Raw genomic sequence first — 15,583 nt, forward strand, 5'->3', positions numbered from 1 at the left:
CGGGTCGCCCGGCGACAGCGGTCAGTGGTCGATGGCCATCGGGTCGTAGTCCGAATCGGAGCCGCTGCCCTGCGAGTCGAACTGGAGGGTGGCGAACGGCTGCCCCGGCGACTGCGACTGCGACTGGGAGCCGTCGGACATCGCCACGTCGGACTCGCTGCTGGAATCCGTGTCGCTGTCGTATACCGGAGCCGGGACGTCGTGCAGCGTGTAAGTGGTGGTGGGACCGGCGCCGTTCTTGGTCACCCACCCCGTGGCGATGTACGAGGCGATCAGCTTGTCCCGGCGCTCCTTGGGGATGTCCGAGCGGGTCATGCCCTGCGCATGGGTGCCGGCGGTGCTGGTACCGGCGGCGGGGGCCTGGCCCTGGGCGCTGCTGTTCTCGTAGTCCTGGTACGCGAGGAAGGTGGCCCGGTCTCCGGCCAGCGCCGCCAGGGCGAACGCCTGCATCTGGTCCTCGGTCAGCGTCGCCTGACCGTTCAGCCCGTCCTTCACCGCCGTGTAGTACTCCGCCAGGTCGCTCGGGTCCCGGCCGGCCCTCATCAGGTCATTGATGTCCGGTTCGTTCTCCCAGGTCCTGCTGGGGGCGTTGTTGAGATAGATGTCGATCCGGTTCGGAACCATCACCCGTCGGTGGTTGCCGTTCGCCGTGTCGTAGCTCACCTCGAAGCGAAGGTTTCCCGCGCCCGTCGCCACCATCTCCTGCTCCATCCGGCGCCACACGCCGGTGCCCTGGTTCAACGACCACTGGGGGACGATGTTCTCGGTGACGTCGCTGCCGCCCACCTCCAGCCCCATGACGTGGCCGCGGTCGTAACCCGCGCCGCCGAACAGGTCCTTCCACACCAGGGCCTCGGAGGGGGCCCCGCGCGTGCCGATCTGGCTCCGGTAGGCCGCGTAGAGCCTCTTGACCGCGACCGGGTTCGGCGCCTGCGCCCGGCCGGCCGTGCCGGTCGGGGTGATGGGACCGGTCACCGTCCGGGGACGCTGGACGGACAGGTTCTGTGCGAGCGGGGCGCCGGCCTTGCTGGGCTGGTAGTGCGTCACCACCGCGTTCTCCAGCACGGTGGTGCTGGCCCGCTGCACCGTGTCCGCACCCGCGTACTCCGCCGCCCCCGCCGCGCTGTCCGGCCCGTCCGCCGGCTTGCGCTGCACGTCCGGCGCCGGTCCCGACATGACCTTGTGCGCGTTGGCCTCGGCGGCCCGCTCGAAGCGGTCACCCGGATCCGACATCGCGAACCCGTGCCCGGTGTCCCTGCCCGACACCGGACCGTTGCGCTGCTGGACGACATGGGTGAGCTCGTGGGCGAGGGTGTGCTTGTCGCCGCCGCCGTCGCCGACCACGACATGGCTGCCGGAGGTGTAGGCGCGCGCCCCGATGGAGCGGGCCGAGCGGGCGGCGGCGGCACCGGTGTGCAGCCGTACGTCGGAGAAGTCGGTCCCGAACCGGGACTCCATCTCCTGGCGCACCGGCGCCGCGAGCGGTTTGCCGGCCGAGCGCAGGACCTCGCGCACCCCGGTGTCCGCCTGCTGCTCCGGGGCGGGCGTGGTGCGCGCGCGGCGGGCGATCATGCCGGTCACCGCGGCGTTGCCCGCGCCGCGCTGCGCCGCACGGAGCGCGTCGGCGGTGAGTGGCGGCGGCACGGCGGCGCCGCCTGCGGCCGTCTCCCGTCGGCCGGCGGCCGGTCCGCGCGCCGACTGCCGGACCTGGCCCTGTTCGGCCTGCTCGCCGTGCGCCCTGGACGTCCGCATCTGCTGCCTCCTCGTCGGCGCACCCCTGCTGCGGCCACCAGTGGAACGGGCGGAGCGACGGGCCGTCCAGGCCCACGGGGGCAGCGGGAGGGCAGAGGCGGGTGACGCCCGGACCGCCCGTGGGGAGTCCGGGAGGCAGCGGCCTTGCCCCCGTCCAGGTCCCCGCGGCTCTGCCGCCCGGCGCGAGCGCCGCGCAGACTCGGCCTGGACACAGGTGACTGACCAGCAAGGACCCGAAGGAGCGAGCATGCCGACGTACCTCACCCCGGGCGTGTACGTGGAGGAGGTGCAGTCCGGTGCCCGACCGATCGAAGGGGTCGGCACCGCCGTCGCCGCGTTCGTCGGGTTCGCCGAGACCGGCCCGTTCCACACGCCGACGCTCGTCACCAGCTGGGACCAGTACACCCGGCAGTTCGGCGGCTTCACCGAGGGCACGTACCTGGCCCACGCGGTCTACGGGTACTTCTCCAACGGCGGCGGCGCCGCGTACGTGGTGCGGATCGGCGGCTCCGCCGAGGACGCCTCCGCCCCTGCGGCCGGCGGCGACCGGGGGCAGAGCGCCAAGGCGGTGCAGCCGGTGGAGCTGGGCGGCTTCCTGATCGCGGCCCGGCCCGGCGGCTCCGGCGTGTCGGTGGAGATCGCCGACGCGGACGGCGAGAACCCGCCGGAGGACCGCTTCAAGGTCCTGGTCCGACAGGGCGGCCAGGTGGCGGAGACGTACGAGGCGTCCACCCGCAAGAACGTCAAGGGTTACCTGGTCAGCCAGGCCCGCGCCTCCAAGCTGATCGAGGTCACCGAGCAGCAGGGCGCCAGTCAGAGCCGCCCCGCCAACCAGACCGTGACGCTGGCCGACGCCCCGGCCGCGCCCGCCACGCCGGGTTCCGGCGAGGTGTCCCGTCTCGACCCGGCCGAGTACGTCGGCGACGCCGGGGCGCGCACCGGATTCGGCGGTCTGGAGACCATCGACGAGATCACCATGGTCGCGGTGCCGGACCTGATGAGCGCCTACCAGCGCGGCGACATCGACGCCGAGGGCGTGCGGACGGTGCAGCTCGCCGTGATCTCGCACTGCGAGCAGATGGGCGACCGGGTGGCCGTCCTGGACACCCCGCCGGGCCTCAACGCCCAGCAGGTGCGCACCTGGCGCAACGACGAGGCGGGCTACGACTCCCGCTACGCCGCCCTCTACTACCCGTGGGTGCGCGTCTTCGACCCGGCCGCCGGGCGCAACACCACCGTCCCGCCGAGCGGTCACATCGCCGGTGTGTGGGCGCGCAGCGACGCCGAGCGCGGCGTGCACAAGGCGCCCGCGAACGAGGTGATCCGCGGCGCGGTGGACCTGGAGCTCCGGCTCAGCAAGGGCGAGCAGGACCTGCTGAACCCGATCGGCGTGAACTGCGTACGGGCCTTCCCCGGCCGGGGCATCCGGGTGTGGGGCGCCCGCACCCTCTCCTCCGACCCGGCCTGGCGCTACCTGAACGTGCGCCGCCTGTTCAACTACCTCGAGGAGTCGATCCTGCTGGGCACCCAGTGGGTGGTCTTCGAGCCGAACGACGACCGGCTCTGGTCGAGCATCCGGCGCAACGTCACGGCGTTCCTCACCGAGGAGTGGCGCCGGGGCGCGCTGTTCGGCCGCACCGCCGAAGAGGCGTTCTACGTGAAGTGCGACCGCGACAACAACCCGCAGGAGTCCATCGACCAGGGCCGCGTCGTCTGCGAGATCGGCGTCTCGCCGGTCAAGCCCGCGGAGTTCGTGGTGTTCCGGCTGGCCCAGTTCTCCGACAGCACCAGCCTCATCGACGAGTGATCCCGGGTCCGCGGGAACACCGGCTCCGCAAGGAAAGGTGACAGACAGTCATGGCAACGGGCGATGCTCTTTCCACCCACGTCTTCGGCGTTCAGCTCGGCGGCTACCTGGTCGAGTCGATCCAGGAGATCAGCGGGCTGACCGTCGAGGAGGATGTCGTCGAGGTCAAGCAGGTCAGCGCCGAGGGCAAGCAGATCATCCGCAAGCAGCCCGGCGGCCGGCAGGCCGGCGAGATCACGATCACCCGGGGACTCGACCAGAGCAGCGAGTTCACCAACTGGATCAAGGAGACGCTGAACAACGGCGCCGTGAACACCGCGCGGCAGAACCTCACCATCGAGATCAAGGACTCCGAGGGCACCACGGTCCGCCGCATCCAGCTGATGCAGGGCTGGGCCTCCAAGTGGGAGGGCCCGGCCCTGAAGGCGGGCGAGTCGTCCGCGGCCACCGAGTCCGTCACGATCGTGTTCGAGGAGATCATCGTCGAATGAGGCGCCGTACGGTGACGGCGGGCAACCTGGAGGAGATCCTCCAGGTGACAGCGCCCGCCCAGGCGGCCGAGCCGGCGGCGGCACTCCCCGCCGCCGCCCCGCCGCCGCGGGAGGAACACGGGCTGCGCACCGAGTTCGAGTTCGAACTGCCGCGCGGCTACGTCGACGAGGCGGGCACGGTGCACCGCCACGGCGCGATGCGCCTGGCCACCGCTCGCGACGAGCTGCGGCCCCAGATCGACCTGCGGGTCAAGGAGAACCCGGCGTACCTGAGCGTGGTGCTGCTGAGCCAGGTGATCACCCGGATCGGCAACATCACCGACGTGCACGCCGGGGTCGTGGAACGGATGTACGCCACCGACGTCGCCTTCCTCCAGGACTTCTACCGCCGCGTCAACAGTGAGGGCCACACCCGCGCGGCGGTGACCTGCCCGCACTGCGAGGGCGGCTTCGAGGTCGACCTCTCGGGTGGGCGCCTGGGGGAATCGTGACGTACGCCCTTCCCCGGCTCCGGGAGGAGATCGCGTACATCGCCTATCACTTCCACTGGCCACGCGAGGAGATCCTCGACCTGACCCACGGCGAACGCCGGCAGTGGGTGACCGAGATCGCCCGCATCAACACTCGCGTGAACGAAGGCGGTTGAGCACATGGCATGGCGGGACAGGCTGCGCCGCCGGGCCGCCGCGCCGGGCGGTCCGTCCGGTGACGGCCCGAACGGTGGCGGCCCGGACCGCGGCAGCCCGGACCGTGGCGTGCCCGGCGCTCCGTCGCCGTCCGCGCCCGGCGCCCCGGGTCCCGCCGTGCCCGCGGACTGGGACGGCGGCTGGCGCCGGACCACGACGCCGGAGCTCACCGTCTCCCGTGCCCCGCTCGGCGTCAGTGACGGCCTCGCCTTCCGGGCGGGCCTCGCCGCCTGGCAGAACCCGTCGTTCGACTCCGGCCTCGGCCACGCCCTGCTCCCCACGGCCCCGACCGGCCTGGTAAGCGGCGTCACGCGCACCCCCGCCGCACCGCGGCCCACTCACGCCGACGGAGGGCCGCTGCTGCTGCGGGCGCTTCGGCCGGAGGGAATTGGCGGCGCGGACAGGGCGGACGGGGCGCGGGACGGTACTCCGGACGCCGGGACGTCGGATGCCCGGCCACCCCAGGTCTCGCGTCGGACGCGTCCGGGGGCACGGTCATCCGGGCCTGCGCAGGCCGCTCCGGCTGCGTCCGGGTCGGTCTTGTCCGGGTCGGTCTCGTCCGACACGGTCTCCTCTGACACGGTCGCGTCCGGCTCGGTGTCCTCCGGCTCGGTGCCCTCCGCCGTACGGCCGTCCCGTAGCGGCTCCGGCGGTGGGGGACCGGCGAACACGGGCCCCGGGGCGGAGCCCATGGCGACCGGTGCCGGCGACAACAGCGCTGCGGGGCAGGGTCGTTCGGGCGAGGCTCCGCGGGCTCGGGGCATCACGTCCGCGGATTCCCCCGCCGTGCTCTCCCCTTCACCTCCCTCGGTGCAACGGGCCCCGGAACCGGGCTCCGGGCCGGTCGTGGCCCCCGACGACACCGGCCGCCCTCCGGCCGCCCCGGGAATTCCGCTGGTACGACGTGTGTCGGTGGTCCCGGGCGCAGCCGCCCAAGGTGCCGTGGCCCGACCCGCTTCCGGCGGCCCCGCGCCCGACTCCGGTGGCGCCTCCCGATCGACCGCAGGCTCTGCGGGCCGTACCCCTTCCGGTCCGCCCGTCCGACGCGCCGCTGAGGGCACGAAGGGGATACAGCCCGCCCGGGGAGGCGGCCCGTCGGAGGCGTTCCGTGCCTCCGTGTCCCCTCCAGAGGTCCGGCTCCGCCCGGTCGGGCACTCCCTGACCGTCGCCCGGCGCCCGGCCGGACCCGTGCGGCGCGTCCCTGCCCTGCGGCCCACCACCCCTTCTCCCGGCGACGGCACGGTCCCTGACGCACCCGGAAGCCCCTCCACCACCCCTTCACCGAGCGCGTCCAAGCGCTCGGTCAGCCGCGCACCCCTCGGTGCCCCGCTGACCGAACTGCCCTCCACGGCAGCACCGTCGGCGCAGGGCGCTCCTGTCCCGCACCCCGAGCCCGGCCCGGCGCTCCCTGTCCTCCAGAGCAGCCCGGAAGGCACGGCCGACGCCCCGCAACGTCCCCCCGTCCGTACCGGGGCACGCGCGCGTGGCGGTTTGGGGGCTCCGCTGTCCGCGCTGCCGCCGAGCGCCGACCTGCCGGGTGCCACGGCGTCCGGCCCGGACGTCCGGCGTGCCGCGGTACGACAGGACCGGGGATCCGGAGTCGTTCCGGCGCCACCTGCGACGAGTCGCGAACGGACGACCACCGAGGCCGCGTCCCGCGTGACGGAAGGAAGCGGAGCGGACGCGCCGCTGCTGGGGGCGGGCGAGGTGCAGCGCCGCCTCACAGCCGACTCCTCCAGCGGGAGCACGACGGAGGTCGACCCCGCACGCCAAGGAATCGGCCCCGCCACGCCACTGGTGACACCGTCCCCGGCCACCGCGTCCCCGGGTCCGGCACCGGCACCGCCGGCAGGCATCGCGGGCGCCGAAGCAGACGCGCGACGACCCGGCACGGCGTCCGGTGCGTCGGGTACCGGCGGGCAGCGGCCGCGAGGTTCCGCCGCGCCGGGCCCGGTCGTCGTGGCCCGGAGCGTGGCCGAGGGCACGTCGGACGCCGTAGGAGAGGCGCGACGAGGTGGGTCTGGTTCCGGTGGGCAGCGGTCGCGAGGTTCCGCCGCGCCGGGCCCGGTCGTCGTGGCCCGGAGCGTGGCCGAGGGCACGTCGGGTACGTCGGGTACGTCGGGTACGTCGGGCACGTCGGGCACGTCGGGCGCCTCGGGCACCCGGCTTTCCGGCGCGGTCGGCCCTCTCCCTCTCACAGTGACCCGCTCCGCAGCGCACTCCGCTCCGGCGGTGCCCCGTACCCTCTCGCTGCTCGCGGCGCGCCCGCTCACCCTGAACACCCGTGCCCCGGAAGGGGTGGCGCCTCCCGCCGCCTCCCGCTCCGGAGACCGTCCCGTGGTGGCGGCGCGCTGGCCCGGCACACCGGTTGCCGCCCGGACCGCACCGGCACAGCCGACCACCTCCCACTTCGCCGCGCCTCCCACCCCCCGGGGCAACTCCGCGCAGCCCGCCGGTGAGCCCGTGCGGCCGACGCCGGGCAGATCCTCGGCCGTCCCGGTGACTCCGCGGATCCAGCGGGCCGCGGCCGTCCGCCCCGGACCGCAGGACTCGGGTGGGGGAAGCACCGGCGCCTCGACCCCCGTTCGACGCGTCCCGGTCGTCCGGCCGACGCCGTCGGCGCTCGGCCCCGGCGCCGCCGTACCGGCGAGGTCCCTGCCGGTGACCGCCCCGCAGGCGCCGCCGCTCACGCACAGTCCGTCTGCCACGTCGTCACCGGCACCGGCACCGATATCGGCATCGGCATCGGTGGGGCCCGTCCCCGTGGTCCGGCGGGCGACCCCGGTCCAGCGCAATGTCTCCGGCGCCGGTGACGCCGTACCCAAGGGTGTACCGGCCAAGGCGGTACCGGCGCGCGGCCGCCCGCGCTCGGCCTCCGCGTCCGCCACGACCTCCGCGTCCGCCACGGCCTCCGCGTCCACCACGTCGTCCGTCTCCGGCAAGGCCGCCGACCGGCGCGCGGAGCCACCCCAGGATCCCGGTCTCGATCTGGACGACCTGGCGCGCCGCCTGCTCGACCCGGTGGCCCGGCTGCTGCGCACCGAGCTGCGGCGCGGCCGCGAGCGCACGGGCCGCCCCCATGACGGGCGCCGCTGATGCCACCGAACGTCGTGCGGGCCCACGGAACCAATGAGGCCACGGAACGGATGAGGCCAAACGAAATGACGGACGAATGACGGACAGCATCTTCGCGACGAGCGTGTTCTTCCGGCTCGCGATCGGCGGCAACGACCTGGGCGCCTTCCACACCTGCTCCGGCATGGGCGCCGAGGTCGAGATGGAGAGCTACGCCGAGGGCGGCAACAACGGCTTCACCTGGCAGCTGCCCGGGCGTGTGACGTGGTCCAACATCACGCTCACGCGGCCGGTCACCGCCGACACGGCGAAGATCGGCCGCTGGCTCGACGAGACGCTGAAGCGGGTGGAGCCCAAGGACGGCGAGATCGTGGCGCTGAAACCGGACCTCACCCGGATCATCGGCTGGCAGGTGTTCGGGATCGTTCCGGTGCGCTGGCAGGGCCCGTCCTTCGACCCCGCCAGCTCGGAGCCGGCGGTGGAAACCCTGGAGATCGCCCACGAGGGCCTGCGCCCGTCCTGACCCGCTATCGGCCCCAATCACCCGTCCCGGAAAGGAAGTCCCGGCATGTCCCCAGCGGTCCGCTCCAGCCGGGCCAGGGCCCAGTTGACCCTGAAGGAACCCCCCGCCTCGGTCGGTGCGAAGCCCGGCGGCACGATCGCGCGGCTCGACCTGCAGTTCAACCCCTCCACCCTGCAACTGCGCAAGACCACCGAGTGGCGGCGCTCCCCGTCCCGGATGGCGGGGCAGTCGGCGCTGCCCGAGTTCGTCGGCAGCGGCCCGCGCGAGCTGAGCCTGGAGGTGTTCCTGGACGCCACCGCCACCCACGACAACTCCGTGGAGCAGGCCGTGGAGAAGCTGATGAGGGCATGCGTGCCGACCCCGGCCAGCCTGGGCCGCAAGAAGCCGGCCAGCCCCTGGGTGCGGTTCGAATGGGGCACCGCGCGGACGACCTCGTTCGACGGCGTGCTCTCCAGCCTGTCGGTGACGTACACGCTGTTCGACGTGGACGGCAAGCCGCTACGGGCCACCTGCGCGCTGTCGATCGAGGAGGCGAGCGTCGACCCGCCGGGCCAGAACCCGACGTCCGGGGCACGCACCGCCCGCAGCACGCACACCGTGGTGGCGGGCGACAGCCTGGCCCTGCTGGCCTGGCGGGAGTACGGCGACGCGACGGCCTGGCGGGTCATCGCGGAGGCGAACGGAATCGACGACCCGATGGCGCTCGTACCCGGCACCGAACTGGTGGTGCCGGGGCTGCGGGACGCGGGCGGTGAGGAGGAGCGGTGACCACACCCGGGGAACGGGGCGGCCGGTCGTTCGCGGCGGACCCGATCATCGAGACGCCCGCCGAACTGCCGCCCGTCTGGGCCGCCCAGCTGGTGAGCTGCGTGGTGGACGAGAACGTGGGCCTGCCGGACGCGGCCGTACTCACCTTCCGCGACCCCGACCACGAGTTCCTGAGGGCGGTCGGCGTCACCATCGGCACCCCGCTGCGGGTGTCGGTGGTGACGGTGTCCGGGCAAGCCCGCGAGCGCCTGTTCGACGGTGAGGTGACGGCCCTGGAGGTGGACCGGGACCGCACGGGCTCGTTCACCGTCGTACGCGCCTACTCCAAGGCGCACCGCCTCCAGCGGGGCCGGAAGGTCGTGGCGTACCGGAACATGACGGCGGCGGCGATCGTCCGCAAGGTCGCCGCCGGGGCCGGGCTTGCCTGCGGGACCGTGGAGGCCGCGCCGGTCACCTACCAGCAGCTCTCCCAGGCGAACGTGTCCGACTGGGACTTCCTGCAGTACCTGGCGGCCGAGAGCGGCGCGCAGGTGCGCGTCGACGACAAGGGGCTGCTCCAGTTCACCCGGCCGAAGAAGGCGTCCGGGGCGCCCGCGCCGTCGACCTCGGCCACCCGGAACCCGATGGTGCTGGAGTACGGGCGGAACCTGCTGGCGCTGCGGGCCTCCCTGTCGGCCGCGGACGGCGCGTCGCAGGTGGAGGTGCGCGGCTGGGACGTCACCACGAAGCGGCCGCTGGTGGCCCGGCAGCCGTCGGTGGACAGTGACACGGTGGTGCCGGGCCTGAGCCCGGCGTTCGCCGCCCGGTTCGGCACGTCCGCGAAACTGACGGTCACCGACACCCCCTACCGCACCCAGGCCGAGACGACGGCGGTCGCCGACGCGACGGCCGCCCACGTCAGCGCGGGCTTCGGGGAGCTGGAGGCGGTGGCCGAGGGAAACCCCATGCTGCGGGCGGGCAAGCCGGTGGCGCTCGGCAATGTCGGGCAGGCGTTCTCGGGCAAGTACACGGCTACGGCGGTGCAGCACGTCCTCGAACCGCACGGCGGGTACCGGACGACGGTGTGGGTCAGCGCAAGTCCCGACCGCTCCCTGACGGGTCTGGTGACGGGCGCCAACGCGCCGAGCCGCGGGCCGCGCATGCCGGGCCTGGCGATCGGCGTGGTGACGGACGTGCGCGAGCCGGGCGGCGCCGAGAGCGGCGCGGTGCGGCTGAAGTTCCCCTGGCTGGACGACACGTACACCACCGACTGGGTGCGCACCGTGCAGTGGGGCGGCAGGGGTGGCGGTGGTGTGGTGAGCCCCGAGGTCAACGACGAGGTGCTGGTGGGCTTCGAACAGGGCCTGCTGGACAGCCCGTACGTCATCGGAGGGCTCTACAACGGCGTCGACAAGCCGTCGCCGCACGACGTCCCGCTGATCGACCGGACCACCGGGAAGGTGAACCGCCGCTCCATCGTGTCGCGTTCGGGACACCGGATGGAGCTGCTGGACGCGCGGGCTCCGGGCCGCTCGGGGGTACGGCTGACGACCGGCGACGAGCGCCTCGAAGTGTTCCTGGACGACCGGCGGGACCGGATCGAGCTGACGGTGTACGCCAGGGGCCGGCAACCCCTCACCTCCGTCCTGCTCGACAAGAACGGCATCACCCTGGACGCGGGACGGGGCGACGTGAGCGTGTCGGGCCGGAACGTGGACATCCAGGGCCGGGTCGGGGTGAAGATCGGCGGCCGTTCGGTGAGCGTCACCGGCAGCTCGGACGTCACCGTCGACGGCGGTCTGCTGGGCGTCCTCAAGGCCAAGCTCATCCGGATCAACTGACCCGGTCCCCACTGCCCCCAGCGCCCCCACTGTCCCTACTGCCGTAAGGAGCGCCGCATGCCGGCCGCAGCCCGTACCGGTGACCCCACCAACCACGGTGGCCGGATCGCCACCCCGCCGCCCGCGGCCGCCCGGGCCGTGGCGACCGTGCTGATCGGCGGCCGCCCCGCCGCCGTCGTGGGCAGCCTGCATGTCTGCCCGATGCCACCGCACGCGGCCACGGGGCCCGCCAACGTGATCATGCCCAACCCGGCCGCGGCCGTCGCAGGCGCGGTCCTCATCGGCGGGCTGCCGGCCGCGCGGGCACGCGACCAGAGCGCGTGTGGCGCGATGATCCTGACCGGCGCCCCCAACGTCCTGATCGGGGGCGTGTGATGAGCGAGCGGTTCATCGGGCGTGGCTGGGCGTTCCCGATGCGGGTGGGGCCGACCGGCGGGATCGCCATGGTGGAGAAGGACCGGGAGATCGAGGAGGCGATCCGCCTGGTGCTCGGCACCGCGCCCGGCGAACGCCCCATGCGCCCCGAGTTCGGCTGCGGCATCCACGACTACGTGTTCGCCCCCGGCGACGGCGCCACCGCGGGACGCGTCGCGCAGCAGGTGCGCGAGGCCCTGGAGCGGTGGGAGCCGCGCGTCGCGGTGGACGACGTGGTGGTCGCCTTCGACTCCGTCGAGGACGGCACGCTCTACATCGACGTGCACTACACGGTGCGTTCCACCAACGACCGGCGCAACCTGGTCTTCCCCTTCTACACGATCCCCTCCGAGGAGGGGGCCGAGGAAATGGTCGCCGACTGATGGCCCTGCCCTCCCCGAACCTGGACGACCGGCGGTTCCAGCAACTCGTCGACGAGGCGAAGCGGTACGTGCAGCAGCGCGCCCCGGAGTGGACCGATCACAACGTCTCCGACCCGGGCGTCACCCTGATCGAGACGTTCGCCTACCTCGTGGACCAGTTGCTGTACCGGCTGAACCGGGTCCCGGACAAGAACTACACCGCGTTCCTGGACCTGTTGGGCATCCGCCTGTTCCCGCCGGCGGCGGCGGTGGCCGAGGTCGACTTCTGGCTGTCGGCACCGCAGCCCGACACGGTGGCGCTGCCCGCGGGCACCGAGGTGACCACCGCGCGCGGTGAGACGGACGCGTCGGTGGTCTTCACCACCACGGACGAACTGCGCATCGTGCCGAGCGAGTTGACCCGTCTGGTGACGGCGCACCGGTCCGGTGAGCAGACCGACCGGACCGGGACGCTCGCCGAGGGCCGCGACATCCCCTGCTTCCAGGCGTCGCCGGAGCCGGGGGACGCGCTGCTGTTCGGGCTGCCGACGGCGGTGCCGCGCTGCGTCGTCGCGGTGCGCCTGGACAGCCGCGTGGAGGGCGTCGGCGTGGACCCGCGGCAGCCCCCGCTGGTGTGGGAGGCGTGGGACGGCGGCGGCTGGCGGACGTGCGAGACCGGCCCGGACACCACCGGCGGACTGAACCGCCCCGGCGAGGTCATCGTGTACGTACCCGCCACCCACACCGCGTCGGTGATCGGCGGGACCCGGGCCGGCTGGCTGCGCTGCCGCGTCACCGAGGCGGAGCCGGGTCAGCCGTTCTACTCGGAGTCCCCGACGGTGCGCGAGGCGGCGGTGTTCACCGTGGGCGGCACCATGGACGTCGAGCACGCCGAGACCGTGACCGATGTGCCGCTCGGCACCTCGGAGGGCGTCGCGGGACAGACGTTTCGGATCGGCCGCCCGCCCGTCCTCCTCGACGGCGAACCCCCCGTGGTCGAGGTGTCCTCGCCCGAGGGGTGGCAACGCTGGGACGTGGTCGAGCACTTCGGCCGCTCCGGGCCCGCCGACCGGCACGTCCGCGTGGACGCCACCACCGGCGAGTTCGGCTTCCCCCCGGTGCTGCGCGAGCCGGACGGCACGCTGCGGCAGTGCGGCGCCGTGCCGGCCAAGGGCGCCCAGGTGCGGGTGGCCCGCTACCGCACCGGCGGCGGCCCGGCCGGCAACGTCGCCCGCGGCGCGATCTCCGTGCTGCGCAGCTCCGTTCCGTACGTCGCCCGGGTCACCAACCGGGAGGCGGCGCGCGGCGGTGTCGCCGGGGAGACCGTCGAGAACGCCAAGTTGCGGGCGCCGGACGCGCTGCGGATGCAGGAGCGCGCGGTGACCGCGGAGGACTACGAGATCATCAGCCGCCAGGCGGCACCCTCGGCACGCCGGGTCCGCTGCCTGCCCGCGGCCGAGGGGGCGGGCGCGGTACGGGTCCTGGTGGTGCCGGACGCGGTGGCCGACGAGGGCGACGACCGGCTCCGCTTCGAGCAGCTGATCCCCTCCGACCAGGTGCTGGAGGCGATCACCAGGAGCCTCGACGAGCGGCGCCTGATCGGCACCCGCCTGGTGGTGGAGCCTCCGGTCTACCAGGGCGTCACCGTGGTGGCCCGGCTCGCGGCGGCGCCGGGTGACACCGACCGGGTGCGCGACGCGGCACTCGCCGCGCTGTTCAGGCATCTCAACCCCCTGCACGGCGGTCCGGACGGCACCGGGTGGCCGTTCGGGCGGCCGGTGCAGTACGGGGACGTGTTCGGTGTGCTGCAACGCGCCGCCGGCAACGCGCTCGTGGAGGAGATCCGCCTCTTCCCCGCCGACCCGATCACCGGCCGGCGCGGCGCGCCGACGGACCGCATCGACGTGGCCGCGGGCGCGCTGGTCTTCTCCTACCAGCACCAGGTGGTCGTCACGGCCGTCGAGCCGGGGGTGCGGGGATGAGCCGCGCCGCGGTACCCGGCCTGCCGAGCCGGTACCCGATCGGGGAGCAACTGCCGGCCCTGTTCGCCGACGACGACTTCGCGCAACGGTTCACCGCCGGGCTCGACACCGTCCTCGCCCCGGTGTTCGCGACCCTCGACAACCTGCCCGCCTACCTCGACCCCCGGGTGACGCCGGCCGACTTCCTGGCCTGGCTGGCGTCGTGGGTGGGCGCCGCCGACGACCCGCGGTGGCCCGAGGAGGCGCGCCGGGAGGCGGTCGTCCGCGCGGTGGAGCTGCACCGGTGGCGCGGCACCAGGCGGGGGCTGGTCGAGGGCCTGCGGCTCGCGCTCGGCGTGCACGCCGAGGTGAGCGGGGACGGCGGCGCGGCGTGGTCGAGCACCGCCGGTGCCGACCTGCCGCCGGAACCGTCCGCCGAGATCCTGGTCAGGGTGTGGCCGGGCCCCGAGGCACGCGTGGACCCGGGCCGAATCCACGAGATCGTCCGGGCCATGTGCCCGGTGCACACCGTCTGCCGGGTGGAGATCCTGCCCGGCCCACCCGCCGACGAAGGGAGGTGACGCCATGCGCGCGTGTCCCTCGTGCGGGGCGTCCAACGGCTCCACCGACGACTTCTGCGGCAACTGCGGCGCGTACCTGGGCTGGTCGGACACCGGCACGGCCTCGCAGCCCGCGGCTCCCGCGGCCCCCACCCCTGAGACGCCGGAACCGGCGGATTCCTCCCCTGCGGCACCGGAACCGGCGAACCCCGTACCCGAGACACCGGAACCGGCGGATTCCGTCCCGCCCAACTCGGCCCCGGCGGACGAGCCCACATCCGGCGCACCCGGCCGCACCTCGTCACCACTCCACCGACTGACGCGCCGCCGCCGCGGCGAAGCGGGGCCGGCGAGTGCGAGGAACACCGCCGAATCACGCCCCGACGAGGCCCCCGGGACCGCCGCCCGGGCCCCGCACACGAGCCCCCCGCCCCGACCCGACGCCCACGACGCCGTCGCGCCGCCCACACCCGCCTCCGACGAGCCCCTGTGGGGCGACGAAGCAGCTCGCGGAGGCGAGACCCCCTGGAGCGGCGAGGCCTCCCGTGCAGGAGCACGTCGTGGGGGTGAGGCCGCGCGAGGTGGCGAGGGCACCCGTGCCGCGGGAGCACCTCGTGAGGATGAGGAATCCCGGGGTGGCGAGGCTCCCCGTGTCGATGGAGCGCGGCGCGGTGGCGAGGCCTCCCCTGCCGGTGGGACTCCTCGCGCCGGCGGAGCATGGCCGGGCAGCGAGACCCCCGGCACCGACGCGACACCCCGCGGCAGTGAGGGCACCCATGCCGGTGGGACTCCTCGCGCCGGCGGAGTACGGCCGGGCAGCGAGACCCCCGGCACCGACGCGACACCCAGGGCACCCGCGCCGGCGGAACACCACGGGCCGACAGAACGCCCCGCGGCAGCGAGACCGCCCGCACCGACGGAACACCCCGCGCCACCGAGGCACCCCCCACTGCGGCACCCGGGTCCGCGACGTCGCCCAGGCCTTCCACGTCAGGGTCCGCCACGTCAGGGTCCGCCACGTCAGGGTCCGCCGTACCCGGGCCAGCCGCGCCCGGGCCAGCCGTACCCGGGCCAGCCGTACCCGGGCCAGCCGCGCCCGGGCCAGCCGTACCCGGGCCAGCCGTACCCGGGCCAGCCGTACCCGGGCCAGCCGCACCCGGGCCAGCCGCACCCGGGCCAGCCGTACCCGGGCCAGCCGTACCCGGACCAGCCGCACCCGGACCAGCCGCACCCGGGCCAGCCGTACCCGGGCCAGCCGCACCCGGACCAGCCGCACCCGGCCCCGGGCCACGCCCCCCGCAACCGTCGGCCACACCCGCAACCCACGCCCCACCCACCCACGCCCCACCCACCCACGCCCCACC

13 protein-coding genes and 1 pseudogene are annotated in these 15,583 nt (G+C 74.3%); 12 read left to right on the plus strand and 2 right to left on the minus strand.

The features are described 5' to 3' along the window. Nucleotides 1-21 precede the first annotated feature (21 nt). The gene (locus tag IG99_RS50950; RefSeq protein ID WP_051866495.1) at nt 22-1,752 is read right to left on the minus strand and encodes an eCIS core domain-containing protein; all 1,731 of its coding nucleotides are present in this window, start codon (nt 1,750-1,752) and stop codon (nt 22-24) included. Nucleotides 1,753-1,999: 247 nt separating this feature from the next. Here IG99_RS50950 and IG99_RS39260 point away from each other — a divergent pair, with 247 nt between their 5' ends. The 12 genes from IG99_RS39260 to IG99_RS39310 all read left to right on the plus strand — a co-directional run bounded on the left by IG99_RS39260 (nt 2,000) and on the right by IG99_RS39310 (nt 14,240). Beyond that, a complete protein-coding gene (locus IG99_RS39260; RefSeq protein ID WP_037682972.1) occupies nt 2,000-3,559 on the plus strand; it encodes a phage tail sheath family protein in 1,560 nt (519 codons plus the stop codon). 50 nt (nt 3,560-3,609) lie between these two features. Next, nucleotides 3,610-4,050, plus strand: coding sequence for a phage tail protein (locus tag IG99_RS39265; RefSeq protein ID WP_037682974.1), 441 nt, complete (start codon nt 3,610-3,612; stop codon nt 4,048-4,050). After that, nucleotides 4,047-4,541, plus strand: a complete 495-nt coding sequence (locus tag IG99_RS39270) for a zinc-ribbon domain-containing protein (protein ID WP_037682977.1) — start codon at nt 4,047-4,049, stop codon at nt 4,539-4,541. The genes IG99_RS39265 and IG99_RS39270 overlap by 4 nt, the downstream gene beginning before the upstream one ends. Then, nucleotides 4,538-4,696: a DUF6760 family protein gene (locus IG99_RS49860; RefSeq protein ID WP_199815708.1), complete on the plus strand. Its 159-nt coding sequence runs from the start codon at nt 4,538-4,540 to the stop codon at nt 4,694-4,696. Before IG99_RS39270 ends, IG99_RS49860 begins: the two co-directional genes overlap by 4 nt. 2,272 nt (nt 4,697-6,968) lie before the next feature. Further along, entirely contained in the window at nt 6,969-7,832 is an 864-nt protein-coding gene (locus IG99_RS49250; protein ID WP_158973331.1) for a hypothetical protein, read from the plus strand. Between the two features lie 76 nt (nt 7,833-7,908). Then, nucleotides 7,909-8,334, plus strand: coding sequence for a phage tail protein (locus IG99_RS39280; RefSeq protein ID WP_037682980.1), 426 nt, complete (start codon nt 7,909-7,911; stop codon nt 8,332-8,334). 45 nt (nt 8,335-8,379) lie between these two features. After that, complete coding sequence (locus IG99_RS39285; RefSeq protein ID WP_037682982.1) at nt 8,380-9,102, plus strand: CIS tube protein; 723 nt, start codon at nt 8,380-8,382, stop codon at nt 9,100-9,102. After that, on the plus strand, nt 9,099-10,922 hold the full coding sequence (locus IG99_RS39290) for a VgrG-related protein (protein WP_037682984.1): 1,824 nt from the start codon (nt 9,099-9,101) through the stop codon (nt 10,920-10,922). The genes IG99_RS39285 and IG99_RS39290 overlap by 4 nt, the downstream gene beginning before the upstream one ends. Before the next feature lie 57 nt (nt 10,923-10,979). Continuing rightward, entirely contained in the window at nt 10,980-11,297 is a 318-nt protein-coding gene (locus IG99_RS39295) for a PAAR domain-containing protein (RefSeq protein ID WP_037682985.1), read from the plus strand. Then, nucleotides 11,297-11,719, plus strand: a complete 423-nt coding sequence (locus IG99_RS39300; RefSeq protein WP_037682988.1) for a GPW/gp25 family protein — start codon at nt 11,297-11,299, stop codon at nt 11,717-11,719. The genes IG99_RS39295 and IG99_RS39300 overlap by 1 nt, the downstream gene beginning before the upstream one ends. Further along, a complete protein-coding gene (locus IG99_RS39305; RefSeq protein ID WP_037682990.1) occupies nt 11,719-13,680 on the plus strand; it encodes a putative baseplate assembly protein in 1,962 nt (653 codons plus the stop codon). The genes IG99_RS39300 and IG99_RS39305 overlap by 1 nt, the downstream gene beginning before the upstream one ends. After that, nucleotides 13,677-14,240, plus strand: coding sequence for a phage tail protein (locus IG99_RS39310; RefSeq protein WP_037682992.1), 564 nt, complete (start codon nt 13,677-13,679; stop codon nt 14,238-14,240). The genes IG99_RS39305 and IG99_RS39310 overlap by 4 nt, the downstream gene beginning before the upstream one ends. A 352-nt stretch (nt 14,241-14,592) precedes the next feature. Here the strand turns inward: IG99_RS39310 and IG99_RS51540 are convergent. Further along, nucleotides 14,593-15,583 (minus strand): annotated as a pseudogene (locus IG99_RS51540) (hypothetical protein); the annotation flags it as partial.

Origin of the sequence: Streptomyces griseus subsp. griseus (assembly GCF_000720255.1) — a bacterium.
Classification (GTDB): Bacteria; Actinomycetota; Actinomycetes; order Streptomycetales; family Streptomycetaceae; genus Streptomyces; species Streptomyces griseus_I.